This window comes from Pseudomonas fluorescens (assembly GCF_019212185.1).
Taxonomy (GTDB): domain Bacteria; phylum Pseudomonadota; class Gammaproteobacteria; order Pseudomonadales; family Pseudomonadaceae; genus Aquipseudomonas.
On sequence record NZ_CP078138.1, the window covers coordinates 4,616,563 to 4,643,353 of the forward strand.

Sequence of the window (26,791 nt, forward strand, 5' to 3'; positions counted from 1 at the left end):
GCTTCGGCCCAGGGGCTCCTTCGAGGAGCCCTTTTTTATGCCTGCGAAACAGCCTCAGCGCATCGCGGCAATAGCGTCTACCGATTCGCGGATCAACGCCGGGCCCTTATAAATGAAGCCAGAATAGATCTGCACCAGGCTGGCGCCCGCAGCGATTTTCTCAGCCGCGTGCTTGCCCTCGGTAATGCCACCGGCAGCGATGATCGGCAGGCGACCGCCCAGCTCCGAAGCCAGTACCGTCACGGTGTGGGTGCTCTTTTCGCGAACCGGTGCACCCGACAGGCCGCCCATCTCGTCACCGTGTTCCATGCCTTCGACACCGACGCGGCTCAGGGTGGTGTTGGTGGCGATGACCGCATCCATACCGGTTTCGATCAGCGCTTGCGCAACCTGTGCGGTTTCTTCGTCGCTCATGTCCGGCGCGATCTTGATCGCCAGAGGGACATGCTTGCCGTGACGCAAGGCCAACTCCGCACGACGCTCGGCCAGATCGGCGAGCAACTGCTTGAGCGAATCACCGAATTGCAGGCTGCGCAGGCCCGGAGTGTTTGGCGAGCTGACGTTGACCGTGACATAGCTGGCGTAGGCGTAGACCTTGTCCAGGCAGATCAGATAATCGTCGACCGCGCGCTCGACCGGCGTATCGAAGTTCTTGCCAATATTGATCCCCAGTACGCCCTTGTACTTGGCTGCGGCAACCCGGGCCAGCAAGTGATCGACGCCGAGGTTGTTGAAGCCCATGCGATTGATGATCGCCTCGGCTTGCGGCAGGCGGAAAATCCGTGGTTTTGGATTGCCCGGCTGCGGTCGTGGGGTGATGGTACCAATCTCGACGAAACCAAAACCCAGCTGGGCGAAGCCATCGATGGCCGCGCCGTTCTTGTCCAGGCCAGCCGCCAGACCCACCGGGTTCGGGAAGTTCAGGCCCATGACCGTCACCGGCAGCGACGCCGGTGCCTTGCACAGCAAACCGTTCAGGCCCAGGCGCCCGCCCGCACCGATCAGGTCCAGAGACAGATCGTGGGAGGTTTCCGGGGAGAGTTTGAACAGCAGTTGGCGGGCCAGGGTATACATGGGCGGTTTTGACTCGATGGGCGGCGAAATGAGCCGGCGATTATAGCCGGGCACGGGCCCGCACGCGAGGCACACGAGCAAATCCGTAGGCGATGGCATATGCCTTGCACTCGCTGCGCTATCAGCAACGCAGTCCCTGTGGAATGGGCTTGCCCGCAAAAAAATTGCGCCCGCGCCGTTCCCCCAGTTTTTTGCAAGGTGCTCCAGCAATGAACGAATCGACAGTCGACCCACTGGCCTGGGTCAATGGCAGTGATGCTCCGGAAAAAACCACGATCAACCTGGGCTTCATGGCCTTGAGTGACTGCGCCTCGGTGGTGGTCGCCGCCACCCAGGGGTTCGCCCAGCCCTATGGCCTGACGCTGAACCTCAAGCGCCAGTCGTCATGGGCCAACCTGCGGGACAAGCTGGTCAGCGGCGAGCTCGACGCCGCCCACAGCCTTTACGGCCTGATCTATGCGGTCCACCTGGGTATCGGCGGCCCGCCTGCCACCGACATGGCGGTGCTCATGGGCCTGAATCAGAACGGCCAGAGCATCAATCTTTCCCACGGCCTGCAAGCACTGGGCGTGAGCAGTCCTGAAGCACTGCATCGGCACGTGCACCAAAGTCGCTCAAAACTGACCTTCGCCCAAACCTTTCCTACCGGTACTCATGCCATGTGGCTGTACTACTGGCTGGCGAGTCAGGGTATTCACCCCTTGCAGGATGTCGACAGTGTGGTGGTGCCGCCGTCGCAAATGGTCGCGCACCTGCAGGCCGGCCGCATCGATGGCCTCTGCGTCGGTGAGCCGTGGAGCGCCAGCGCGGTCAAGCAGAACCTCGGCTTCACGATGGCCACCAGTCAGGCGATCTGGCCGGATCATCCCGAGAAAGTCCTCGGCTGCACCCGCGCCTTTGTCGAGCAATACCCCAACACCGCCAGGGCGCTGGTGATGGCGATCCTCGAAGCCAGCCGGTTCATCGAGCAAAGCCCGGAGAATCGCCGCAGCACTGCCCAATTACTGAGCGCCAGCGAGTACCTGGACACGCCGCTGGCATTCATCGAGCCGCGTCTGCTCGGTGAATACGACGATGGCCTGGGCCACCGCTGGCAGGATCCCCATGCCCTGCGCTTTCACAATGACGGCGAGGTGAATCAGCCTTACCTGAGCGATGGCATGTGGTTCATGACCCAATTCCGTCGCTGGGGCCTGCTGCGGGAAGACCCGGATTATCTGCAGGTGGCCCGTCAGGTCCAGCAACTGGACCTGTACCACGATGCCGCAAACGCTCTGGGCGTGCCCTGCCACAGACAAGACATGCGCAGCAGCCAACTGATTGACGGTATCGTCTGGGACGGCTCCGATCCGGCCGCCTATGCCCGCGGTTTCCGGCTGCACGCCATGGCCGACACCGCCCCCCGGCACGCCAGTCGCTGACAGGAGACCCAGAGCATGTTGCGTATTCTGCTGATCAACGACACGGCAAAAAAAGTCGGACGCCTGAAGACCGCGCTGATCGAGGCCGGCTTTGACGTGATCGATGAGTCCGGCCTGACCATCGACCTGCCGGCGCGCGTCGAAACAGTGCGCCCGGACGTGATTCTGATCGATACCGAGTCACCCAGCCGCGATGTGCTGGAACAAGTGGTGCTGGTCAGCCGCGACCAACCCCATCCCATCGTGATGTTTACCGACGAGCACGACCCCGGCGTGATGCGCCAGGCGATCAAATCCGGGGTCAGTGCCTACATTGTCGAGGGCATTCACGCGGCGCGCCTGCAACCGATCCTCGATGTCGCCATGGCCCGTTTCGAGAGCGACCAGGCGCTGCGTGCCCAGTTGCATGCCCGCGACATGCAACTGGCGGAGCGCAAGCGCATTGAACTGGCCAAAGGCCTGCTGATGAAAATGAAGGACTGCAATGAAGAGCAGGCGTACACCCTGATGCGTCGCCAGGCCATGAGCCGTCAGCAGAAACTGATTCAGGTCGCCGAACAGATCATCGCCATGAGCGAGCTGCTTGGCGGTTAGCCGCTGACGCCCGGGCTGTTGGCACAGATCTGGCTAAGTAATCCTTACAGGTAACCAACGGCGGTTGCCCCACCTACGACAACGACGTCGCACACCCCTTACGCGCAAGCGCAGCGGGTTGCGGCGTTTTTTTCGTTTTGGCCCCAGAGCCCGGGGCCGGTGGTGCGGCCGTTGTGGCGCCCCACCGCAAAGCTCACGACTCCCTTTTTAACCGCTGAGGTGCGCGATGAATTCAAGCTTCTGGAAATCCGGCCATACCCCGACTCTGTTCGCGGCCTTCCTGTACTTCGACCTGAGCTTCATGGTCTGGTACCTACTCGGCCCGCTGGCGGTGCAAATCGCCGCCGACCTGCAGTTGACCACTCAACAGCGCGGCTTGATGGTCGCCACGCCGATCCTCGCCGGTGCCGTGCTGCGCTTCGTGATGGGCTTGCTGGCCGACCGCCTGTCGCCGAAAACCGCCGGGCTGATCGGCCAGGTGATCGTCATCTGTGCACTGTTCGGCGCCTGGAAGCTGGGCATCCACAGCTACGAACAAGCCTTGCTGCTCGGGGTGTTCCTGGGCATGGCCGGCGCCTCGTTCGCCGTTGCCCTGCCCCTGGCCTCGCAGTGGTACCCGCCGCAGCACCAGGGCAAGGCCATGGGCATTGCCGGTGCCGGAAACTCCGGTACGGTCCTGGCGGCCTTGATCGCTCCGCTGCTGGCGGCGGCGTTTGGCTGGGGCAATGTCTTCGGCTTCGCCCTGATTCCGCTGATCCTGACTCTGGTGATCTTTGCCTGGCTGGCAAAAAACGCCCCAGAGCGGCCGAAAGCCAAATCGATGGCCGACTACTTCAAGGCCCTGGGCGATCGTGACAGCTGGTGGTTCATGTTCTTCTACAGCGTGACCTTCGGCGGTTTTATCGGCCTGGCCAGCGCCCTGCCCGGCTACTTCAACGACCAGTACGGCCTGAGCCCGGTGACTGCCGGCTACTACACCGCGGCCTGCGTGTTCGGCGGCAGCCTGATGCGCCCCTTCGGCGGCGCGCTGGCGGATCGCTTCGGCGGCATCCGCACCCTGCTGCTGATGTACAGCGTAGCCGTCATCTGCATCGCGGCCGTGGGCTTCAACCTGCCTAATTCCTACGCGGCACTGGCACTGTTCGTCTGCACCATGCTCGGTCTCGGTGCCGGCAATGGCGCGGTGTTCCAACTGGTCCCGCAACGTTTTCGTCGCGAGATCGGGGTGATGACCGGGCTGATCGGCATGGCCGGCGGCATTGGCGGCTTTGCTCTCGCCGCAGGCATGGGCGCGATCAAACAGAGTACCGGCAGCTATCAGTTGGCCCTGTGGCTGTTCGCCAGCCTCGGCGTGCTCGCCTGGTTTGGCCTGCATGGCGTCAAGCGTCGCTGGAGAACCACTTGGGGCTCGGCGGCCGTGACCGCGGCGCGGGTCTGATCAATCGATGAGTCTGCAACTGAGTTTTGCCGAGGCCAGCGCCATCGGTCCACGGGAGGAAAACCAGGACGCCCTGCGCCTGGTGACGCCGACCGCTGACATCGCCGCCAGCAAGGGCTTTCTGTTTGCCATCGCCGACGGCGTCAGCCAATGCGCCGACGGCGGACTCGCGGCGCGCACCACCCTGCAGGCGCTCGCGCTGGACTACTACGCGACGCCGCAGACCTGGGGTGTCGCGCAGTCCCTGGACCGCCTGCTGCTGGCGCAGAACCGCTGGTTGCAGGCCAACGGCGGCGGCTTGCCGCTGTTGACCACGGTCAGCGCGCTGGTGTTGCGCGGGCAACGCTTCACCCTGGCCCATGTCGGCGATTGCCGGGTCTACCGCTGGCACGCCGGGCAGTTGCAGCGCATCAGTGAGGATCACGTCTGGGAACAACCGGGCATGCAGCATGTGCTCAAGCGTGCCCTGGGCCTGGATCAACACCTGGTGCTGGATTTCCTCGATGGCGAACTGCGCGCCGGCGAATGCTTCGTGCTGCTCAGCGACGGTGTCTGGGCGACGCTGGGCGACACCGCCATCGCCGCCATCCTGCGCGACCAACCCAACCTTGACAGCGCCGCGCAGACCCTGGTCAACGCCGCGCACCTGGCCGGCAGTCAGGACAATGCCAGCGCCTTGCTGGTGCGGGTCGATGCCCTCGGAGAAGCGAGCATCGGCGATGCGCTGATTCACTTACAACAATGGCCGTTGCCGCCGCCGCTCAAGCCAGGTCAGCCGTTCGAGGGCTGGCAGGTAGAATGCCTGTTGGGACAAAGCCAGCAATCCTTGCTTTATCGAGTACGCGACAGCCAGCAGCAACCCTGGCTGTTGAAGACCTTGCCAATGGGTAAAGACCCGGCGGCAGCCCAGGCCTTGTTGTCCGAGGAATGGTTTCTCAAACGGGTTGCCGGTCGCAGCTTCCCGGAAATTCATCCGGCGACCCAGCGTCAGCACCTGTACTACGTGATGCGCGAATACCCCGGCCAGACCCTGGCGCAACGGTTCAGCGAGCACGGACCGTTGCCCATCGAACAATGGCGGGCGTTGGCCGAGCGCTTGCTGCGTGCGGTGGGCATGCTCCATCGACGACAGATCCTGCACCGCGATATCAAACCGGAGAATCTGCTGCTGGCGGCTGACGGCGAGTTGCGCCTGCTGGACTTTGGTTTGGCCTATTGTCCGGGGCTGTCCGCCGATCCCTCCAACCAGCTGCCCGGCACCCCCAGCTACATCGCTCCGGAAGCCTTCAACGGCGACGCTCCTACAGCCCAGCAGGACCTGTATGCCGTTGGCGTGACCCTGTATTACCTGGCCACCGGACACTATCCCTACGGTGAGATCGAAGCCTTCCAGCGCCCACGGTTCGGCGTGCCGGTCAGCGCTCAGCGCTATCGGCCCGATCTCCCGGACTGGCTGGGCCAGAGCCTGGAGCGCGGGGTCAATGCCGACCCGACTGAGCGCTATGAAACCGCCGAAGAATGGCTGCTGGTGCTTGAGCAAGGCGAACGCCGCAGCCTGAGCGCCCGGCCACGGCCGTTGCTCGAACGCGAACCGCTGAAGGTCTGGCGCACCCTGGCCCTGATCTCACTGCTGAGCAACCTGCTGCTGTTGTTCGCCCTGTTCCACGGCTGAAACCCGCTGCGCCATCACCGTGCGCACTGCCTTCAATCGGTGCACATCTGCACGCCTCTTCACCTGCTCAGGTCGCCTGCAGGCCGCTGATTGCGCGCTTGCCCTGACTTGGCACAACCGCTGCATTAATCCTCTCAACATACATAACGCCCGGTCTCCAACGTTGGAGGCCAGGCCGCCCGATAGAACGGGCCCAGGACAAAGGTGTCCTCGCCAGGTAACTGGCGGGACGCCTTTTTTTGTTTGCGCGAAAAACATCGAGCCAGGTACAGGGCTTGCGGAGAACCTGATGAAAAAACTCAAACTGGTGATGATCGGCAACGGTATGGCCGGGGTCCGCACGCTCGAAGAACTGCTCAAGCTGAGCAACGAACTGTATGACATCACCGTCTTCGGTGCCGAGCCCCATGCCAACTACAACCGCGTCTTGCTGTCGCCGGTGCTGGCCGGCGAGCAGACCTTCGACGAGATCGTGCTCAACGACCTGAACTGGTACCAGGACCACAACATCAAGTTGCTGCTCAACCGAAAAGTGGTGGAAATCGACCGCATCAAGCGCCGGGTGATTGCCGAGGACGGCACCGAAGCCGAATACGACCGCCTGCTGATCGCCACCGGTTCGATCCCGTTCATGCTGCCAATCCCCGGCAATACCCTGCAGGGTGTGATCGGCTACCGCGACATCGCCGACACCCAGGCGATGATCGACACCGCCAGAACCCACACCCACGCGGTCGTCATCGGTGGCGGCCTGCTCGGTCTCGAAGCGGCCAACGGTCTGATGCTGCGCGGCATGCACGTGACCGTGGTGCACATCGGCGAATGGCTGCTGGAACGGCAACTGGACCAGACCAGCGGCCAATTGCTGCAAGCCGCACTGGAGCAGCGTGGCCTGCACTTTCGCCTGAGCGAGCAGACCCAGGCCCTGCACGATGCCGGCAACGGCCGGGTCGGCTCGGTGCAGTTCAAGAATGGCGAGGTGATTCCCGCCGATTTGGTGGTGATGGCTGCCGGCATCCGCCCCGCCACCGAACTCGCGGAAAAAGCCGGTCTGCCCTGCAACCGCGGAATCCTGGTCAACGACACCCTGCAAACCTACGATCCTCGGATTTACGCGATCGGCGAATGCGCCAGTCATCGCGGCATCGCCTACGGCCTGGTGGCGCCGCTGTTCGAGCAGGCCAAGGTCTGCGCCAATCACCTCGCGCAGTTGGGCTATGCCCGTTACCCGGGCTCGGTCACCTCGACCAAATTGAAAGTCACCGGCATCGACCTGTTCTCCGCCGGCGACTTCAAGGGTGACGAAGGCACCGAGACCATCACCCTGCGTGACCCCATCGGCGGCATCTACAAGAAGCTGGTAATCAAGGATGACGTGCTGGTGGGCGCCTGCCTATACGGCGACACCGCCGACGGCAGTTGGTACTTCCAGCAGATCCGCGAAAACTGCAACATCCGGCAGATCCGTGATCACCTGATGTTTGGCGACACGCTGGCAGTGCAGGAAGCATGCTGATGAACCGTCAGACAACTGCCTCGACCTGCTGCTACTGCGGGGTTGGCTGCGGCGTGCTGATCGAACACGACGGCGAACACATCCTCGGCGTCAGTGGCGATCCAACGCACCCGGCCAACTTCGGCAAGCTGTGCAGCAAGGGCTCGACCCTGCACCTGACGGGCGACCACGCAGCCCGTGCCCTGTATCCCGAATTGCGTCTGGGCAAGGGCCTGGCTCGCAGCCGCGCCGACTGGGACAGCGCCCTCGACCACGCCGCTACGGTGTTTGCCCGGACCATCGCGGAGCATGGTCCTGACAGTGTCGCGTTCTATATTTCGGGGCAACTGCTGACGGAGGACTATTACGCCTTCAACAAACTCGCCCGGGCGCTGGTGGGCACCAACAACATCGACAGCAACTCGCGCCTGTGCATGTCCTCGGCCGTGGTCGGCTATAAGCGCAGCCTCGGCGCCGACGCCCCGCCCTGCAGCTATGAAGACCTTGAGCTGAGCGATTGCGTGATGATCGTCGGCAGCAACATGGCCTACGCCCACCCCGTGCTGTTTCGCCGTTTGGAGCAGGCCAAGGCGCGCCGTCCGCAGATGAAGATCATCGTCATCGACCCGCGACGCACCGACACCTGCGACCTGGCCGATTTGCACCTGGCAATTGCACCGGGCTCCGATGTCGCTCTGTTTCACGGAATACTGCACCTGCTGCTGTGGGAAGACTGGATCGACCGCAGTTTCATCGAGAGCCACACCGAGGGTCTGGCGGAGCTGAAAAACCTGGTGCGCGATTACACCCCGGGAATGGTCGCGCAACTGTGCGACATCAGTGTCGAGCAACTGCAGCAATGTGCCGAGTGGATTGGGACTTCGCCGAGCTTCCTGTCGCTGTGGTGCATGGGCCTGAATCAGTCCACCGCCGGCAGTGCAAAAAACAGCGCACTGATCAATCTGCACCTGGCCACAGGGCAAATCGGCCGCCCTGGCGCCGGACCTTTCTCGCTGACGGGTCAGCCAAATGCCATGGGCGGTCGCGAAACCGGCAGCCTGTCGAACCTGTTACCGGGCCATCGCGATGCGGCCAACCCTGAGCATCGCACCGAAGTCGCAGACTATTGGGGAGTCGATAGCCTGCCCGACAGCCCGGGGCTGAGCGCCATCGAATTGTTCGAGCAGGTCCGCAACGGACAAATCAAAGCCCTGTGGATCGCCTGCACCAACCCGGCGCAGTCCCTGCCTGACCAACACAATGTGCGTGCCGCCCTTGAGGCGTGCCCCTTTTTGGTCCTGCAGGAAGCCTTCCGCACCACCGAAACCGCACCCTTTGCCGACCTGTTGCTGCCCGCCGCCAGTTGGGGCGAAAAAGAAGGCACGGTGACCAACTCCGAACGGCGCATTTCTCACGTGCGCCGAGCCATAACCCCGCCAGGTGAAGCACGCGCGGATTGGGCAATTACCGTAGATTTCGCTCAACGTCTGGAGAAACAGCTACGTCAAGGTCAACCCAGCCTGTTTGCGTTCGAGCATCCAATGCAGCTATTCGACGAGTTCAAGCACCTGACCCAGGGTCGCGACCTCGACCTGTCGGGTATCAGCCACGCCCTGATCGACCGCCTGGGCCCGCAACAATGGCCGTTCCCTCAAGGGGCCGTCAGCGGTACGCCACGCCTTTACACCGACGGGATCTTCCCGACCGCCAACGGCCGCGCACGGTTCATGACCGAGCCTTACCGCGCCGCCAGGGAACAGCGTGACGCGCATTACCCGCTGACCCTGATGACCGGCCGCCTGCGCGATCAATGGCACGGCATGAGTCGCACCGGCACCGCGGCGCAATTGTTCGGACATGTCAGCGAAGCGCTGTTGAGCCTGCATCCGGACGACCTGCGCGAGCATCACCTGAGCAGTGGCGACCTGGTCAGCCTGAAGAGTCGTCGAGGCAGCGTGATTGTGGCGGTCGGCGCCGACGACAGCGTGCGACCGGGCCAGGCTTTTCTGCCCATGCACTGGGGCGATCGCTTTCTCAAGGGCGGAGTGAATGCCCTGACCCAGCCGGCGTTCGACCCGCTGTCCAAACAACCGGAATTGAAGCACAGCGGAGTGCGCATCGAGCCCGTTGCGCTGGCGTGGAAGCTGTTTGCCCTGGTGGAGGGTGACGTTCAACGACACTTTGAGGCGTTGCGACCGCTGTGCGAAGACTTTGCCTACGTCAGCCTCAGCCTTGCCGGACGTGAACGCCCGGCGCTGCTGATACGCGCGGCCAACACTCAGGCACCGGACCTGCAACGCTTGCAGGAGATCGATCACCACTTGGGCCTCATCGACGGACCCGTGCTGGCCTATGACGACCCGCAACGCTCAATCGGCAAACGAGTGCGTATCGAACAGGGACGCATCACCGCGATCCGCCTGGCGGGCGAAACCCTCGCCCAATATTGGCTGCAGGATCTCTGGCTCGAAGGGCGTGTCGACGAGCAACTGCGGCGCTGGTTGTTGGCGCCGTTGAGTGCCGCGCCTGGCAGCACCAGTGGCGTGTCAGGCGCGCAGAAAATTCTCTGTAACTGCAAAAACGTCAGTCAGGGCGCGGTGTGTCGCGAAATTGAAAACGGCCTGAATCTGCAGGAACTGAAGCAACAACTGGGTTGCGGCACGCAATGCGGCTCCTGCGTCCCGGAAATCAAGCGTCTATTGGCTGCCAACCTGCAGCCGTTAGCCATCACCTCGTGAGGAATCGAACATGAGCGCAAAAGTCTGGCTGGTAGGTGCTGGCCCCGGTGACCCAGAATTACTGACCCTCAAGGCCGTGCGGGCACTGGGCTCAGCCGATGTGGTGATGATCGATGACTTGGTCAATCCGGCGGTGCTGGAACATTGCCCACAGGCACGGGTAATAGCCGTGGGTAAACGCGGTGGTTGTCGATCGACCCCACAGGCATTTATCCATCGCCTGATGCTGCGCTACGCCCGTCAAGGCAAATGCGTGGTGCGACTCAAAGGAGGTGATCCGTGCATCTTCGGGCGCGGTGGCGAAGAGGCGCAGTGGTTGCGCGAACGCGACATAGACGTTGAACTGGTCAATGGCATCACCGCCGGCCTGGCGGGAGCGACTCAATGCGATATCTCCCTGACCCTGCGCGGTGTGGCCCGCGGCGTGACGCTGGTGACGGCCCATACCCAGGACGACAGCGAGCTTAATTGGAGCGCCCTGGCACAGGGTGGCACGACACTGGTGGTCTACATGGGCGTGGCCAAGCTTGCGGACATTCGTCAGCAACTGTTGACGGGTGGAATGGCGGCCGATACGCCGGTGGCCATGATTGAAAATGCCTCATTGCCGCATCAGCGCGAATGTCGGAGCAATCTTGCAAACATGCAGGAAGACGCCCACAGCTTTCATCTGAAAAGCCCGGCGATCCTGGTAATAGGCGCAGTAGCAGCTCGCATAGCCGCTGCCGATGTATTGCCGGAGCACGATTGGCGCACCCGGGCAGCCGTGTAAAACCCAAATCCCAGACAAAGAAAAACCCGGCCTCGGCCGGGTTTTTCAGAGCTGCGAAGCTAATTACTTAGCTTGAGCTTCAACCTGCGCTTCTACGCGACGGTTAACAGCGCGGCCAGCTTCAGTTGCGTTGTCAGCAACTGGGCGGGATTCGCCGTAACCAACGGAGCTAACGCGGCTAGCGTCGATGCCGTCTTTAACCAGAACTTGCTTAACAGCGTCAGCACGACGCTGGGACAGCTTCTGGTTGTAAGCGTCTGGACCTACGGAGTCAGTGTGACCTTCAACCACGGTGGTGGTCTGTGGGTACTGCTTCATGAAGTCAGCCAGGTTTTTCACGTCAGCGTAGCTGTTTGGCTTAACAACGGATTTGTCGAAGTCAAACTTGACGTCCAGCTCAACACGAACAACTTCAGCAACCGGAGCTTCTGGCTCTGGTTCTGGAGCCGGTGCTACGACTGGAGCTGGAGCTACTGCGCCAGCGTTGCCGCCGAAGTTCACACCCAGACCAACCAGGGCGGAGTAGTCCCACTTGCCGTTGTCCAGACCGTAGTCAGCTTCAACGCCAGCACGGGCGAACAGGTTGTCGGTGAAGTAGTACTTAACACCGGTACCGATGATGGCTTGAGTGGTCTGATCGCGACCGCTGTGGCCGTCAGCCTGTACGTTGGTACGGCTCTGGTGACCGAAACCACCGGAAACGTATGGACGCAGGGAATCTACGCCAGCCTGACCGAAGTGGTAGGTACCCAGCAGGGACGCAGTGTCACCTTTGATTTTCTGGTTGCCAGTACCGTCGTTCGAACGGGTGTGGTGGGTCTGATCGTAGTTCAGATCGATCGAAACGTCGTCGGTCAGGAAGTAACCGATACGAGCGCCTGGGTTGAAGCCGTCTTCGATGTGCTTGACGCTATCGTTGTACTGCTTCTTGTAGAACAGCTCGCCTTCAACTGCGCCTTGGCCTTGTGCCAGAACGCCGAAAGAAGTAGCGGCAATAAGAGAACCAATGGCCAAGCCCAAGGTGTTTTTCAGTTTCATCCGTTAAATCCCCATCTGGTGATTGTAAAGCAGTCCCACAAACCGGGGGACAACTCGGCGACAAGTCTATCAGAACTTGCCTACACGTAAGAGATATTTGCGCCGAACTAAGTTTCAGCAATGCCTGCAAATTTCTCACGCAATTTATCTAGAGCGCGTTTGTACCGCATTTTTGTTGCACTCAAACCCATGTGCATGATGTCTGCGATCTCCTGAAACTCCAGCTCTGCGACAAATCGTAGCACCAGAATTTCCCGGTCAATCGGGTTCACATACACCAACCAGCGATCAAGCCCGCCCTTCTCTTCAGGTTTCGGCGCCTTTTCTTCAGACGCTTCCTCGAGGGGGTCCAGACTCAAAGCGTCCATCAAGCGACGCTTTCGCCGTTCCTTTCGATACTGTGTGATGCACTCGTTGTACGTGATGCTATATAGCCATGTCTTGAACTTCGATTTGCCCTCGAAGTTCTTCAGACCGTACAGGACCTTGAGCATCACTTCCTGACAGACATCGTCCGCGTCGCGATCGTTCCCAAGATATCGTGCACAGACGTTAAATAAAGTTCTCTGGTAACGCCGCATCAGCTCTTCGTAAGCGCGCGTTACGTGAAACAGCTCGGTGTGCGAGCGCGCGACCAACTCCTCATCAGAGAGCTCGCGGGGGTCGTAGCGCGTGGATAGCGATTGGGCTTTATTCAAAACAAGTCGGGCCGACAGTCAGGTCAATGTCCACCGCAGCCCGAGGGTATCGGGCATTTTGCGGCGGCATACATTAGCAGGGTTTGCCGGGTTAGCGGCTACTAACATGCTGCTCCAAGAGGATCCGATTCGACAGTGAGACTAGCTCACCCTCATCAGTCAGCAATGTAGTTTTAACCGTGCCGATCTCTTCGATCTGCCCTTCGACCTCGCCAACACGCACTTGTTGCCCAACCTGATACAGTTCACGCACATAAATTCCCGCGAGAATCTGACCGGCGATTTCCCGGCTCCCCAATCCCATGGCCAATGCAACAGCCAGACCAACGGTTATCAAAACGATGACGATGACGTGGTTGAGCAGGTCAGTCTTGACCTCCAACTGGCTGATCGCCACCGAAATACTGATGATGATCACCAGCCCCTGGGCAATTCGCCCAAGGCCCGACGCGTAATCCAGACCTACCCCTTCAGCGGCGCCGCGCACCAGGCCATTGGCCAGTTGCGCCAGCAAAACCCCCACCAGCAACACCAGCGCGGCGCCGAATACTTTCGGCAAATACAACGCAAGCATGTCGAGCGTAGCCGAAACTCGCTCCAAGCCAAGGGATTCGGCGGCTGAAACCAAAAAAATTAGTAAAACGAACCAATAAACGATCTTGCCGATCAAGGTCGAGATCGGCACCTGCAGCCCTGCGCGGGACATCAGCTTGGTCAGTCCGGTCCCGCCCATCAGGCGATCCAGGCCCAGCTTTGCCAGCAATTTGGACAACAAGGTGTCCAGCAGCTTGGCCACGACAAAGCCCAGCAACAGCACCACCAGGGCGCCGAACAGGTTGGGAATAAAGTTCGCTACTTTGGTCCACAAGGCGGTCATTGCCGTGACGAGGCTCTGAGTCCAGAGATCAAGTTCCATATTCAATCAGCCTTATCAGCAGTGCGAGCAGAGGGTTTACGACGGGAAACCGGCGAGACATGGGCCGATCCGTTATTCAGGGCGATCATCAGCGCGGGCAGCCAGCGGCCCAACAGGCTGAACAGGTCACCGGCGCCGACCTGGCGGTTGGCGGTTTTTAGCACACGCCCCAGGCACGCATCATCGTCGCGAGTGGACGGAGACGCCTGGAGCATGTCACGCAAAGACTGTTCAAACGGATCGTGCATACGCACCTCTCGTGATATCTGTGAAAGACGCGATCAAATTTCTTCGGGTCACATGACGCGCCTTCATACCCAACGCAAACGCCGGAACAACCACCACTGGCCAAGCGCCACGGAGACCATCAGCAGGCAGGCAATCAAAAAGCCATAGGGGCTCGCGGAAAACGGAATGCCACCAACGTTGATACCCAGCAGACCGGTCAGAAAACTCATCGGCAAAAAGATTCCGGTGATGATTCCGAAGCGGTACATCGTGCGATTCATCTTCACCGAAAGACGCCGGTCTTCGGCCTCCAGCACCAGCCCCACGCGCTCTCGAGTCAATTCCAGCTCTTCGAGATATCGGGTCAGGCTGTTGTTCAATTCGTTCCAGTAGTCGCCGTCATCTTCGACGAACCAGGGCAGTTTGATCCGCGTCAACTGACCGAAAATATCCCGCTGCGGAGCCAGAAATCGCTTGAGCCCGGCGGCCCGGCGACGGATCTGCAGAATAGAGCCATGCTCCGGGGCATACCGTTCGTCGGCATCCAGTTTTTCTTCTTCCTCATCGACCACTTCCGAGAGGTCGCCCACCAGATCCTGCACCTTGTGGGTAAGGAACTGCGCCATATAGAGGATAAGTTCGGAGGTGGTTTTAGGCCCCTTGCCCTCTGCCAGATGCACCAACAATTCGTCGGTGGCGCGCAAGGGCCGCAAACGCAGGGAAATGACCCGCTGGGCGGAGGCGAAGATGCGCACCGAGACCATATCTTCCGGCTCGGCGCCCGGATTGAGGTTGACCCCGCGCAGAAACAGCAGCAACTCGGCGTCCGGCAGCGCCAACAGGCGCGGCCGGGTGTTTTCTTCGAGCAGCAGGTCGCAGCTGAACTCACTCAGGCCGCTGGATTTACGCAGCCAGGTCTGGGTCTGCGGGTGACTGCGATCCCAGTGCAGCCAAAGGCTTTCGTGGGCCTGCAGTTGCAGGTCATCGAGTTCAGTCCGGGCAATCGAACGCGCACCGCCTTTGCCATCCAGCACCAGGGCGTGAACCAGCCCCCACTGCGCGTTTTCTTCCTCGAACATCCTTACCCCTGTCTGCTCAGTGTTTATTCAGGCATTTTCAGCGGGCTTGGCGAGACGATCACGCCGTTGTTGTCCGCATAAATGTACTGACCCGGATGGAAGGTGATACCGGCGAAGGTCACCGGGACATTCATCTCACCGAGACCGCGACGGTCGGTCTTCTTCGGATGGCTGGCGAGCGCCTGCACCCCGAGGTCGGTTTGCGCGATCACGTCGACATCGCGGATGCAGCCGTAGATCACCAGGCCTTCCCAACCGTTTTTCGCGGCTTTCTCGGCGATCATGTCGCCCAGCAGCGCGCAACGCAGGGAACCACCGCCATCGACCACCAGCACCTTGCCCTTGCCATCCAGTTCAGCCTGTTCCTTGACCCGCGAGTTGTCTTCAAAACACTTGATGGTCACGATTTCGCCGCCGAAGGAATCACGGCCGCCAAAATTGCTGAACATGGGCTCCAGCACCTGCACCAGTTCCGGGTAGGCATCGCACAAGTCGGGAGTGATGTAATGATTCATCGAAAAACTCCTGTAAAGAGGAAGACAACCGAGGCTGTCACGATAAATGAAACGAGCGCCGAGGGGTGTGGTTTAACGCGCATTTATCACGAACACCAGGATCACATCGCCACTTAAAGTGACCAGAAAAGCTCAATTCGTCATATCTTAACCGCTGGCTACCCGAAGCGAAACGCCCTTGTCAGAGCCTCCGGTTCAGCTGACAGCGGCAAGATCGGCAGTATTTGCCAGCAGCGGCGCCTGCGGATTCGCCAGCCAACGTTGAACCAGCGGCCAGACCTCGGCTTGCGCGGCCTTGCTGACGAGCATTTCGACATGCCCGAAGTTGTCGGCAAAGCCTTGCTCACGGCCCAGGCACACGAACTGCTTGTGCGCCGAGCCGATCTGCGCGAACAGTTTGCGACAAGCCCAGTCCGGATCCTGGTGATCGTTGCTGGCACTGACCGCCAATACCGGCACTGTGACCTCGGCGAGGCCGGCCCACCAGTCCTTGTCGGCATCGCCAAAGCGACCGAACAAGCCGTACCAACGCATGCTTTCGATGGCCAGGCCGATCGGTTCGTCTTCCGGGCCGCGCTTGAGGCGTGAACCCGACAGTTGCGCGAAACGCTTGAGAATGAAGCGCCCGCTCCACTCCACCGGAGGGATTTTCAACGGCCAGTAGGTGCGGCTGACCTGAGTGCCGAAAAACGCCGCACTGGCGACCTCGGTTTCGGTCAGGTATTGCCCGCCCAAGGCAGCAGCCAGTGTGATGCCGCCCAGGGAGTGACCGATCCAGTGCGGCGCCTGGCCGCTCTGCTCGCAAACGAACGCGGCGATGGCCGGCAGGTCGTAGCGGGCGTAGTCGGCAACACGGTTCTTGCGGTATTGCTGATTGCGCTGCGACAGGCCATGGCCGCGCATTTCCGGAATCCACACATCGAAACCGGCGCGCGCCAGGTACGCGCCCAATCCAAGGCCCTTGGGGGAAAACCAGAACCGCCGGTTGGAAAAACTGCCGTGCAGCAAGATCACCGGAACGCCGCGCAATGCGGGTTCGTCGGCCATGCCCAGGCGGGTGACCGCGATCTCGACGGTGCCATCCGGGCTGTTGCCCGGTTTCAGGCGATAGACGTCCTCGCTCAGATCGCCACGACGTTCGGCGCTGATCAAGGCGACAGGAAACAGGTTACTGCTGCTTTGCATATTCTTCTTGCACAAAAAAGGGCGGCGTCCAGAGGAGCCCGCCCTGCTTTAAATCCGAACAACTCCCCGCCCTTTGCAGGAGCGAGGGAGCCGCTCACACTACATCAAGCCGAAGCCTGACCTTCTGCCAGGAAGAACCAGGTTTCCAGTACGGAGTCCGGGTTCAGCGAAACGCTTTCGATGCCCTGCTCCATCAGCCACTTGGCCAGGTCCGGGTGATCGGAAGGACCCTGACCGCAGATGCCGATGTACTTGCCGGCCTTGTTGCAGGCGGCAATCGCGTTGGCCAGCAGTTTCTTGACCGCCGGATTACGCTCATCGAACAGGTGCGCGATGATTCCGGAGTCGCGGTCCAGGCCCAGGGTCAGTTGGGTCAGGTCGTTGGAGCCGATGGAGAAGCCGTCGAAGAATTCGAGGAACTCTTCAGCGAGGATCGCGTTGGACGGCAGTTCGCACATCATGATGATGCGCAGGCCGTTTTCACCGCGAGCCAGACCGTTCTCCGCCAGCAGGTCGATCACCTGGCTCGCCTCGCCCAGGGTGCGGACGAACGGCACCATGATCTCGACGTTGGTCAGGCCCATCTCGTTACGCACGCGTTTCAGGGCGCGGCACTCGAGCTCGAAGCAGTCACGGAACGCTTCGCTGATGTAACGCGAAGCGCCGCGGAAGCCGAGCATCGGGTTTTCTTCTTCCGGCTCGTAGAGCTTGCCGCCGATCAGGTTGGCGTATTCGTTGGACTTGAAGTCCGACAAGCGCACGATGACCTTTTTCGGATAGAAGGCAGCGGCCAGAGTGCTGATACCCTCGACCAATTTCTCGACGTAGAAGCCGACCGGGTCGTCGTAACCGGCGATACGCTTGTCGACGCTTTCCTTGATGTCAGCCGGCAGGCCGTCGTAGTTCAGCAGTGCCTTGGGGTGCACGCCGATCATGCGGTTGATGATGAATTCCAGACGGGCCAGGCCGACACCGGCGTTCGGCAGCTGGGCGAAGTCGAAGGCGCGGTCCGGGTTGCCGACGTTCATCATGATCTTGAACGGCAATTCAGGCATGGCGTCGACCGAGTTCTTCTTCACGTCGAAGCCCAGTTCGCCTTCGAAGATGAAACCGGTGTCGCCTTCGGCGCAGGAAACAGTCACGCCCTGGCCGTCTTTCAACAGTTGAGTGGCGTTACCGCAACCGACGACTGCCGGAATACCCAGTTCGCGAGCGATGATCGCCGCGTGGCAGGTACGACCGCCACGGTTGGTGACGATGGCGCTGGCGCGCTTCATGACCGGTTCCCAATCCGGGTCGGTCATATCGGAAACCAGGACGTCGCCTGGCTGGACCTTGTCCATCTCGGACACGTCCTTGATGATCCGCACCTTGCCGGCGCCGATGCGCTGGCCAATGGCACGGCCTTCCACCAGCACGGTGCCGGTTTCCTTCAACAGGTAACGTTCCATGACGTTGGCCTGGGTGCGGCTCTTCACGGTTTCAGGACGCGCCTGAACGATGTACAGCTTGCCGTCGTCACCGTCCTTGGCCCATTCGATGTCCATCGGGCACTGGTAGTGCTTCTCGATGATCATCGCCTGCTTGGCCAACTCGCTGACTTCGGCATCGGTCAGGCAGAAACGCGCGCGCTCGGCCTTGTCGACATCGACAGTCTTGACCGAACGACCGGCCTTGGCCTCGTCGCCGTAGATCATCTTGATCGCTTTGCTGCCCAGGTTACGACGCAGGATCGCCGGACGACCAGCCGCCAGCGTGCCCTTGTGCACGTAGAACTCATCCGGGTTCACCGCGCCTTGTACGACGGTTTCGCCCAGGCCGTAAGCGCCGGTGATGAACACCACGTCACGGAAGCCGGATTCTGTATCGAGGGTGAACATCACGCCGGCGGTGCCAGTTTCCGAACGCACCATGCGCTGCACACCGGCAGACAGGGCGACCAGTTTGTGGTCAAAGCCCTGGTGGACGCGGTAGGAAATGGCACGGTCGTTGAACAGGGAAGCGAAGACTTCCTTGGCGGCGCGGATGACGTTCTCGACGCCACGGATGTTCAGGAAGGTTTCCTGCTGGCCGGCGAACGAAGCGTCCGGCAAGTCTTCGGCGGTGGCCGACGAACGCACGGCTACGGCGACGTCCGGGTTGCCAGCCGACAGCGTGGCGAACGCGGTGCGGATTTCGGCATTCAGTTTTTCAGGGAACTCGGCTTCCATGATCCATTGACGGATCTGTGCGCCGGTCTTGGCCAGGGCGTTGACGTCGTCGACGTCCAGGGCATCCAGGGCGTCGTGAATCTGCTGGTTCAGGCCGCTCAGTTCGAGGAAATCACGATAAGCCTGTGCGGTCGTGGCAAAGCCACCAGGTACCGATACACCGGCACCTGCGAGGTTGCTGATCATCTCGCCCAGGGATGCGTTCTTGCCCCCCACATGCTCAACATCGTGTTTGCCGAGCTTATCGAGGGAAACTACGTACTCTACCAAGGTGATCTCTCCACTAACTGTGTTGGAAAAGCTCAGGGTACCGGCGGCTCAGGGGAGCATTTGCCAGCAATATGGCCTGGACCTGGAAAATAAGTGAGAATGCGGGCCAATCCGGGCCGGCAAAATCGCGCCTATCATATCCAAGAATCGTCACTAGCTTAAGGCCCAAGGTGCAAATGAAACGATCTGCGTTCTTTATTTCCGACGGCACGGGCATCACTGCCGAAACCCTGGGTCAAAGTCTGTTGGCGCAGTTCGAAAATGTTACTTTCAGCAAATTCACGCGGCCCTATATCGACAGCGTGGATAAAGCCCGCGCCATGGTACAACAAATCAATACGGCCGCCGAAAAGGACGGCTTCCGGCCGATCATCTTCGACACCATCGTCAACCAGGACATTCGTGAGATCCTCGCCACGTCCAACGGTTTCATGATCGACATTTTCTCGACCTTCCTGGCGCCCCTGGAGCAGGAATTGAGCGAGCACTCGTCCTACTCCGTAGGCAAATCCCACTCCATCGGGCACAACTCCAACTACATGGAGCGCATCGAGGCGGTGAACTTCGCGCTGGACAACGACGACGGCGCCCGCACTCACTACTACGACAAGGCCGACCTGATCCTGGTGGGCGTGTCGCGCTGCGGCAAGACCCCGACCTGCCTGTACATGGCCATGCAATTCGGCATCCGCGCGGCCAACTACCCGCTGACCGAAGACGACATGGAACGCCTGCAATTGCCGGCCGCCCTGCGCGCCCACCAGCACAAACTGTTCGGCCTGACCATCGACCCCGACCGCCTGACCGCGATCCGCAACGAGCGCAAGCCCAACAGCCGCTATTCGAGCTACGCCCAGTGCGAGTTCGAAGTGCGCGAGGTGGAAAACCTGTTCCGCCGCGAGAACATCCCGAATATCAACTCCACGCACTTTTCGGTAGAAGAAATCTCGGCGAAGATCCTCGTTGAAAAAGGTGTCGAACGCCGGTTCAAGTAACCCCGCCGGCGACTAAATCGGGGGGCGATCACGCCCCCATCGCCGCAATGTCCATGCCCTGCCCCAATGCGCTTGCCACCGCTTCAACCCCCTCCAGCAGCAACCGGTCATCACCGCTGGCGTTGCAGACACTCAGCCGAATCCCCTGGGGCACCGCGCCATGACCGACGGCGAACGCCTCGGCCGTGGCGACCAGGTAGCCACGCTGCTTCAGTTCGGCCTCAATCTGAGAGGCGCGCCACGGTTCCGGTACTTCGATCCAGACATGCGGGCTGTGTCGCTGAGTTCGATAAATCAAGCCTTGCAGCAGCGGCATCACCAACGCTTTACGACGGCTGATTTCGGTAACCTGCTGCGCAAGCAGTCGCTGGGCCGTACCGCTTTCAACCCACGATCGAGCCAGTTCCATGGACAAAGGTGTCGCCATCCAGCAAGACGCCCGTACCGCTGCCGACAGACGAGTGGCCAATGCCTGCGGCGCATGCAAGTAACCCACCCGCAATCCTGCCGATACGGCCTTGCTGAGGCTGGCAATCAACACCGTGCGTTCAGGGGCAAAATAGCTCAGCGGCAGCGGTCGATCCTGATCCAATACCGCGTGGGCTTCGTCCTCGATAATCAACAGATTATGCGCACGACACACCTCGACCAGTTCCGCCCGCCTGGCAAGTGACATCACTGCCGCCGTGGGATTTTGGATAGTCGGCGTGCAATACAGCGCCGCGACCCGATGATGACGACACACTTCATCCAGCGCTGCCGGTATCAGTCCTTCAGCGTCCATCGCCAGACCGATGAGTTTTATGCCGAGACCGCGTGCGATGCTGATCAGCCCCGGGTAGGTCAATTGCTCGGTGACCAGCGTGTCGCCGGCCTTGAGCAACGCCATCAAGGTGCAGGACAGACCGTGCTGGGCGCCGTTGACGCAAATCACCTGCTCGGCGTCGGCAACAAAACCGCCATGACTGATCCACTGCGCACCCGCTACGCGACAGGCCAAAAAGCCGGCTTCATCGGTGTAGCCGCCAATGCGCTGCATGGCTTGGAAATCAGCGGCCAGGGCCTGCAATCCCTGACTCAACAACAGGGTGTCATACCCGGGAATCGGCTGGTTGCGACTCATGTCGAAATTCGGCTGTGGCTCAACGCTGACGTTTCGAAAACCGCCATCACGCACGCGCTCCAAACCTTGCTCGCGGACATAGGTGCCATCACCTACCCGGGCGACCACTTTGCCCAGGCGCTCCAGTTCGGCATAAGCGCGACTGATGGTCCCCACTGTCACGCCGAGGCTGTCGGCCAATAGCCGGTGGGGCGGTAACTTGCAGCCCGGCGCAATCACACCGTCGGCGATGCCCTGCTCCACGCCGTCCGCCAAGCGCTGGTACTTGACCCCGGCGCCATTGAGCAAGGCATCCCGCAGGATTGACACCATGGCAATACTTACTTTGACAGCCATATCAACCCCTAATAGCGTGCCGAAAACAGGTTCAATTAGAGATAGACCTTTTTCATGACCAGATCAATTGTCGCAAGCGGCACTGCACGGACGGCTAACACCCACTGGCTAGCGGGCATGGTAACCAGCCTGCTGTTTCTCGTTGTGTGCCTGAGTTGGGGCACTACTTGGCTGGGGATCAAAATCGCCGTCGAAAGCGTGCCGCCGCTGACGGCGGCCGGGCTGCGCTTTTTGATTGCGTTCCCGCTGTTCCTGGGCTTCGCCGCCTGGCGCCGCGAACCGCTGATGTTCCCCAAGGGCAGCCGCTGGTTTTTCCTGTTCGTCACCCTGGCGTACTTCAGCCTGCCGTACTACTTGCTCAACTACGGCGAGATGCACGTCTCATCGGGGCTCACCGCATTGCTGTTCAGCTGCATGCCGGTGTTCATCCTGATCTTCACCGCGCTGTTTCTGCGCGAAAGAATTTACGCCTCGCAAGTACTGGGAATCGCGATTGGCTTTGCCAGCCTGTTCATGATCATTCGCAGCCAGGGCTTGCACCTGGATCATGCGGAGCTGTTCGGTGTGCTGGCAATTCTGACGGCGGCGATTCTGCACGCGCTGTGCTACGTGGTGACCAAGAAACACGGCAGCGCCATCAGCGTCATCACCTACAACACCCTGCCCATCGGCATTGCCGGGCTGATGCTGTTTGTCGCCGGCCTGGGGCTGGAGAACCCAAACTTTTCGGCCATCAGCGCACGCTCATGGGGCGCCCTGCTGTACTTGGGATTGGTGGCTTCGGTGGGCGGATTTATCGTGTACTTCCTGCTGCTCAAGCGCTTGAGCCCAATCATCCTGTCGTTCGTGTTTATCATCTTTCCGGTGTTCGCGGTGATGATTGGCGCGTGGTACGAGGGGCAGGAGATTTCAGCGCAATTGATGGGTTATTCGGCGGTGCTGCTGGCAGGGTTTGCGATTACCAAACTGCCGGTGGAGAGGTGGTTCAAACGCTGAAAACTTGCTGTGGGAGCAGCCCGGGCGGCGTTCCGCTGCTCGCGATGGCAGAGTGTCAGGCAACATCAATTCTGCCTGTGCCAACACCATCGCGAGCAAGGGTGCGGGGTGACTAGAAGCAGTCACCCGGCACGCGCACCCAGCCTTCCATCAACACCCGCGCACTGCGGCTCATGATGGCTTTGGTGACGGTCCATTCGCCATCGACCAGATTAGCCTCGGCGCCGACGCGCAAGGTGCCGGATGGGTGGCCGAAGCGTACAGCGTTGCGCTCGATACCGCCGGCCGCCAGGTTCACCAGGGTGCCGTTGATTGCAGCCGCAGTGCCGATGGCCACGGCGGCGGTGCCCATCATGGCGTGGTGCAATTTGCCCATGGACAAGGCCCGCACCAGCAGGTCGACATCCCCGGTCGCCACCGGCTTGCCGCTGGAAGATACGTAATCGGTCGCCGGCGCAACGAACGCCACTTTCGGCGTGTGCTGACGCTTGGCCGCTTCGTCGACATTGGCGATCAGGCCCATGCGCAACGCGCCGTAGGCACGGATGGTTTCGAAAATCTGCAGCGCTTTCGCGTCACCGTTGATCGCGCCCTGCAGCTCGGTCCCGGTATAGCCGATGTCCTGTGCATTGATAAAAATTGTCGGGATGCCCGCGTTAATCATGGTCACTTTCAAGGTGCCAACGCCTGGAACCTCGAGGTCGTCGACCAGGTTGCCGGTGGGGAACATCGAACCACCCGCGCCCTCTTCCTCGGCTGCCGGGCTGATGAATTCCAGCTGCACTTCGGCGGCCGGAAAGGTCACGCCGTCGAGTTCGAAATCACCGGTTTCCTGCACCGCGCCATCGGTCACTGGTACGTGAGCGATGATGGTCTTGCCGATGTTGGCCTGCCAGATGCGCACCACGGCCACGCCGTTGTGCGGCACACGGCCGGCGTCGACCAGGCCGCTGCTGATGGCGAAGGAACCGACGGCTGCCGAGAGGTTGCCGCAGTTGCCGCTCCAGTCGACAAAAGGCTTGTCGATCGAGACCTGGCCGAATAGGTAGTCAACGTCGTGATCGGCCTTGATGCTTTTGGACACGATCACCGTCTTGCTGGTGCTCGATGTCGCCGCGCCCATGCCATCGATCTGTTTTTCATAAGGGTCGGGACTGCCGATGACCCGCAGCAGCAATGCGTCGCGGGACGGGCCCGGGACCTGCGCCGACTCGGGCAGATCCTGCAGGCTGAAGAACACGCCTTTGCTGGTGCCGCCGCGCATATAGGTGGCGGCAATTTTGATTTGCGGTGCGTGAGCCATGATGCTCCTTTTGGCCTGCGCGGGACCTGCGTCCCACGCGGCGCGTCGGGGGTTAAACGGCGGCTGCCGATTCGAGGAAGTCCTGGGCAAAACGCTGCAGCACGCCACCGGCCTCGTAGATCGAAACTTCTTCGGCGGTGTCGAGGCGGCAGGTCACCGGCACCGACACCTGCTCACCGTTCTTGCGAGTGATGACCAGGGTCAGGGTCGCACGCGGAGTGCGCTCGCCGACCACGTCGTAGGTTTCGGTACCGTCGATGCCGAGAGTCTTGCGGTCGGTGCCCGGCTTGAACTCCAGCGGCAACACGCCCATGCCCACCAGATTGGTGCGGTGGATGCGCTCGAAACCTTCGGCGGCAATCGCTTCGACACCGGCCAGGCGCACGCCCTTGGCCGCCCAGTCACGGGACGAGCCCTGGCCGTAGTCGGCACCGGCGATGATGATCAGCGGCTGTTTGCGGTCCATGTAGGTTTCGATCGCTTCCCACATACGCATCACTTGGCCTTCCGGCTCGACACGGGCCAGCGAACCCTGCTTGACCTTGCCGTTTTCCTGGACCATTTCGTTGAACAGTTTCGGGTTGGCAAAGGTTGCGCGCTGCGCGGTCAGGTGGTCGCCACGGTGGGTCGCGTAGGAGTTGAAGTCCTCTTCCGGCAGGCCCATTTTCGCCAGGTATTCGCCAGCGGCGCTGTCCATCATGATCGCGTTGGATGGCGACAGGTGGTCGGTGGTGATGTTGTCCGGCAGCACCGCCAATGGACGCATGCCCTTGAGCGGACGCGCGCCGGCCAGTGCGCCTTCCCAGTACGGCGGACGGCGAATGTAGGTGCTCATTTCACGCCACTCGTACAGCGGCGCCACTTTCGGGCCGGTGTCTTCGTGGATCGCGAACATCGGGATGTAGACCTGGCGGAACTGCTCCGGCTTGACCGAGGCCTTGACCACGGCGTCGATTTCCTCGTCGCTTGGCCAGATGTCTTTCAGGCGGATTTCCTTGCCGTCAACCACGCCCAACACGTCTTTTTCAATGTCGAAACGGATGGTCCCGGCAATAGCGTAGGCCACCACCAGCGGCGGCGAGGCGAGGAACGCCTGCTTGGCGTACGGGTGGATCCGGCCGTCGAAGTTACGGTTACCGGACAGCACGGCGGTGGCGTACAGGTCACGGTCGATGATCTCTTGCTGGATCACCGGGTCCAGTGCACCGGACATGCCGTTGCAGGTGGTGCAGGCGAAGGCCACGACACCGAAACCAAGCTGGTCCAGCTCTTGGGTCAGGCCTGCCTCGTCGAGGTACAGCGCCACGGTTTTCGAGCCCGGGGCCAGGGACGATTTGACCCATGGCTTGCGGGTCAGGCCCAGCTTGTTGGCGTTACGCGCCAGCAGGCCGGCGGCAATCACGTTGCGCGGGTTGCTGGTGTTGGTGCAGCTGGTGATCGCCGCGATGATCACCGCGCCGTCCGGCATCTGGCCAGGGACTTCTTCCCATTTGCCGGAAATGCCTTTGGCGGCCAGGTCCGACACCGCGACACGGGCGTGCGGGTTGCTCGGGCCGGCCATATTGCGCACCACCGACGACAGGTCGAAGGTCAGGCCGCGCTCGTATTGCGCGCCTTTGAGGCTGTCTGCCCACAGGCCAACCTGCTTGGCGTAGCTCTCCACCAATTGCACTTGCTCGTCTTCACGGCCGGTGAGTTTGAGATAGTCGATGGTCTGCTGATCGATGTAGAACATCGCTGCGGTGGCGCCGTATTCCGGGGCCATGTTGGAAATGGTTGCGCGGTCGCCGAGGGTCAGGGCCGAGGCGCCTTCGCCGAAGAACTCCAGCCAGGCACCCACGACTTTTTGCTTGCGCAGGAACTCGGTCAGCGCCAGCACCATGTCAGTGGCGGTGATGCCCGGTTGCAGTTTGCCGGTCAATTCGACGCCGACGCTTTCCGGCAGGCGCATCCAGGACGCACGACCGAGCATCACACTCTCGGCTTCCAGGCCACCCACGCCAATGGCGATCACACCCAGCGCATCGACGTGCGGGGTGTGGCTGTCGGTGCCGACGCAGGTATCAGGGAAGGCCACGCCATCACGGACCTGGATCACCGGAGACATTTTCTCCAGGTTGATCTGGTGCATGATGCCGTTGCCTGGCGGGATCACGTCGACGTTCTTGAACGCCTTCTTGGTCCAGTTGATGAAGTGGAAACGGTCTTCGTTACGGCGGTCTTCGATAGCGCGGTTCTTCTCGAACGCCTCGGGATCGAAACCACCGCGCTCGACGGCCAGGGAGTGGTCGACGATCAATTGGGTCGGCACCACCGGATTGACTTGCGCCGGGTCACCGCCTTGCAGGGCGATGGCGTCACGCAGGCCGGCGAGGTCGACCAGCGCGGTCTGGCCCAGAATGTCGTGGCAGACCACGCGGGCGGGGAACCACGGGAAGTCGAGATCGCGCTTGCGCTCGATGAACTGCTTCAGGGATTCGGTGAGCGTGGCCGGATCACAGCGACGCACAAGGTTTTCCGCCAGCACGCGGGAGGTGTACGGCAGGGTGTCGTAGGCGCCAGGCTGAATGGCTTCGACCGCCGCACGGACGTCGAAGTAATCCAGTTGGCTGCCTGGCAGCGATTTGCGAAATTCTGTGTTCATCGTCGGGACTCGGTCACGGTAGTTTCAAGAGGTGGGGCCAGGCGCCGAATT

At 61.1% G+C, this 26,791-nt stretch carries 20 protein-coding genes and 1 pseudogene; 9 read left to right on the plus strand and 12 right to left on the minus strand.

Annotated elements, in window-relative coordinates; genetic code table 11:
• Positions 1-54: 54 nt before the first annotated feature.
• The gene (locus tag KW062_RS20440; RefSeq protein WP_027618031.1) at positions 55-1,074 is read right to left on the minus strand and encodes a quinone-dependent dihydroorotate dehydrogenase; all 1,020 of its coding nucleotides are present in this window, start codon (positions 1,072-1,074) and stop codon (positions 55-57) included.
• A gap of 209 nt (positions 1,075-1,283) precedes the next feature.
• On the opposite strand from KW062_RS20440, the gene KW062_RS20445 reads away from it, so the two are divergent.
• The 7 genes and pseudogenes from KW062_RS20445 to cobA all read left to right on the plus strand — a co-directional run bounded on the left by KW062_RS20445 (position 1,284) and on the right by cobA (position 11,204).
• A complete protein-coding gene (locus KW062_RS20445; RefSeq protein ID WP_105754507.1) occupies positions 1,284-2,495 on the plus strand; it encodes a CmpA/NrtA family ABC transporter substrate-binding protein in 1,212 nt (403 codons plus the stop codon).
• A 15-nt stretch (positions 2,496-2,510) separates the two neighbouring features.
• Positions 2,511-3,089, plus strand: coding sequence for an ANTAR domain-containing response regulator (locus tag KW062_RS20450; RefSeq protein ID WP_105754506.1), 579 nt, complete (start codon positions 2,511-2,513; stop codon positions 3,087-3,089).
• 226 nt (positions 3,090-3,315) lie between these two features.
• On the plus strand, positions 3,316-4,527 hold the full coding sequence (locus tag KW062_RS20455) for a nitrate/nitrite transporter (protein ID WP_105754505.1): 1,212 nt from the start codon (positions 3,316-3,318) through the stop codon (positions 4,525-4,527).
• A gap of 7 nt (positions 4,528-4,534) precedes the next feature.
• Complete coding sequence (locus tag KW062_RS20460; RefSeq protein WP_105754504.1) at positions 4,535-6,199, plus strand: bifunctional protein-serine/threonine kinase/phosphatase; 1,665 nt, start codon at positions 4,535-4,537, stop codon at positions 6,197-6,199.
• A 289-nt stretch (positions 6,200-6,488) separates the two neighbouring features.
• Positions 6,489-7,688, plus strand: a pseudogene (locus tag KW062_RS20465) (NAD(P)/FAD-dependent oxidoreductase); the annotation flags it as partial.
• Between the two features lie 26 nt (positions 7,689-7,714).
• The gene (locus tag KW062_RS20470; RefSeq protein ID WP_105754502.1) at positions 7,715-10,432 is read left to right on the plus strand and encodes a nitrate reductase; all 2,718 of its coding nucleotides are present in this window, start codon (positions 7,715-7,717) and stop codon (positions 10,430-10,432) included.
• A 10-nt stretch (positions 10,433-10,442) separates the two neighbouring features.
• On the plus strand, positions 10,443-11,204 hold the full coding sequence (gene cobA, locus KW062_RS20475) for a uroporphyrinogen-III C-methyltransferase (RefSeq protein WP_051550494.1): 762 nt from the start codon (positions 10,443-10,445) through the stop codon (positions 11,202-11,204).
• A 63-nt stretch (positions 11,205-11,267) separates the two neighbouring features.
• Here the strand turns inward: cobA and KW062_RS20480 are convergent, their stop codons facing one another.
• From KW062_RS20480 to ppsA, 8 genes are all read right to left on the minus strand, one after another.
• On the minus strand, positions 11,268-12,242 hold the full coding sequence (locus KW062_RS20480) for an OmpA family protein (protein ID WP_105754501.1): 975 nt from the start codon (positions 12,240-12,242) through the stop codon (positions 11,268-11,270).
• 107 nt (positions 12,243-12,349) lie between these two features.
• Positions 12,350-12,940 carry an RNA polymerase sigma factor SigX gene (sigX, locus tag KW062_RS20485; protein ID WP_017337463.1) on the minus strand — a complete coding sequence of 197 codons (591 nt, stop codon included), beginning with the start codon at positions 12,938-12,940 and terminating at the stop codon, positions 12,350-12,352.
• 91 nt (positions 12,941-13,031) lie between these two features.
• On the minus strand, positions 13,032-13,856 hold the full coding sequence (locus KW062_RS20490; RefSeq protein WP_007916401.1) for a mechanosensitive ion channel family protein: 825 nt from the start codon (positions 13,854-13,856) through the stop codon (positions 13,032-13,034).
• Positions 13,857-13,858: 2 nt separating this feature from the next.
• Positions 13,859-14,104: a hypothetical protein gene (locus KW062_RS20495; RefSeq protein WP_027618038.1), complete on the minus strand. Its 246-nt coding sequence runs from the start codon at positions 14,102-14,104 to the stop codon at positions 13,859-13,861.
• A gap of 63 nt (positions 14,105-14,167) precedes the next feature.
• On the minus strand, positions 14,168-15,163 hold the full coding sequence (locus KW062_RS20500) for a zinc transporter ZntB (RefSeq protein ID WP_027618039.1): 996 nt from the start codon (positions 15,161-15,163) through the stop codon (positions 14,168-14,170).
• A gap of 23 nt (positions 15,164-15,186) precedes the next feature.
• Positions 15,187-15,678, minus strand: coding sequence for a ribonuclease E activity regulator RraA (gene rraA, locus KW062_RS20505; RefSeq protein WP_027618040.1), 492 nt, complete (start codon positions 15,676-15,678; stop codon positions 15,187-15,189).
• A 195-nt stretch (positions 15,679-15,873) separates the two neighbouring features.
• Entirely contained in the window at positions 15,874-16,863 is a 990-nt protein-coding gene (locus KW062_RS20510) for an alpha/beta fold hydrolase (protein WP_105754500.1), read from the minus strand.
• Between the two features lie 104 nt (positions 16,864-16,967).
• Positions 16,968-19,343, minus strand: a complete 2,376-nt coding sequence (gene ppsA, locus KW062_RS20515) for a phosphoenolpyruvate synthase (protein WP_105754499.1) — start codon at positions 19,341-19,343, stop codon at positions 16,968-16,970.
• A 176-nt stretch (positions 19,344-19,519) separates the two neighbouring features.
• Here ppsA and ppsR point away from each other — a divergent pair, with 176 nt between their 5' ends.
• Complete coding sequence (ppsR, locus tag KW062_RS20520; RefSeq protein ID WP_027618043.1) at positions 19,520-20,338, plus strand: posphoenolpyruvate synthetase regulatory kinase/phosphorylase PpsR; 819 nt, start codon at positions 19,520-19,522, stop codon at positions 20,336-20,338.
• A 28-nt stretch (positions 20,339-20,366) separates the two neighbouring features.
• Here the strand turns inward: ppsR and KW062_RS20525 are convergent, their stop codons facing one another.
• Positions 20,367-21,797: an aminotransferase-like domain-containing protein gene (locus tag KW062_RS20525; RefSeq protein WP_105754498.1), complete on the minus strand. Its 1,431-nt coding sequence runs from the start codon at positions 21,795-21,797 to the stop codon at positions 20,367-20,369.
• A 54-nt stretch (positions 21,798-21,851) separates the two neighbouring features.
• Between KW062_RS20525 and KW062_RS20530 the strand changes: the two genes are divergently transcribed.
• Positions 21,852-22,793 carry a DMT family transporter gene (locus tag KW062_RS20530; protein ID WP_105754497.1) on the plus strand — a complete coding sequence of 314 codons (942 nt, stop codon included), beginning with the start codon at positions 21,852-21,854 and terminating at the stop codon, positions 22,791-22,793.
• A 112-nt stretch (positions 22,794-22,905) separates the two neighbouring features.
• Here KW062_RS20530 and prpF read toward each other — a convergent pair whose 3' ends face one another.
• On the minus strand, positions 22,906-24,096 hold the full coding sequence (gene prpF / locus KW062_RS20535) for a 2-methylaconitate cis-trans isomerase PrpF (RefSeq protein WP_105754496.1): 1,191 nt from the start codon (positions 24,094-24,096) through the stop codon (positions 22,906-22,908).
• A gap of 52 nt (positions 24,097-24,148) precedes the next feature.
• Positions 24,149-26,740, minus strand: a complete 2,592-nt coding sequence (gene acnD, locus KW062_RS20540; RefSeq protein WP_027618047.1) for a Fe/S-dependent 2-methylisocitrate dehydratase AcnD — start codon at positions 26,738-26,740, stop codon at positions 24,149-24,151.
• Positions 26,741-26,791 lie beyond the last annotated feature (51 nt).